A 304-nucleotide genomic window follows, 5' to 3' on the forward strand; every position below is an offset into this window, starting at 1 on the left:
TCCGTTCCGACATCGGTTCGCGCAGTTCCAGTGCATGATAGCCAAGCTGCATGAAATAAAGGATGCGCGCGCGCGTATCGGCGTCGTATTCAGAGTAACCAAAGCGTTCGTACATGGCTCTGACAGCCCTTAGGCGTTCCCCATCAGCGGCATCTATGCGTTGACGCACCGCCCCGTCCCGTCGTGACCATTCCGAGTCCGCGAACTCCAGTCCGTGATCAAACAACTCCGGGTCGAGAAAGCAGCGAAAGAAGTTGCAGTCCGCTACGGAAATGGAGCCGGCAGGTGCCTCGACGCTTTCGAC

Annotated in this window: 1 pseudogene; it reads right to left on the reverse strand. The window is 57.9% G+C overall.

Features of this window, described 5'->3' with window-relative positions:
* Nucleotides 1-304, reverse strand: a pseudogene (locus tag AB9K34_RS08690) (TetR/AcrR family transcriptional regulator); the annotation flags it as partial.

Source organism: Sedimentitalea sp. XS_ASV28 (assembly GCF_041224545.1).
Taxonomy (GTDB): Bacteria; Pseudomonadota; Alphaproteobacteria; order Rhodobacterales; family Rhodobacteraceae; genus Sedimentitalea.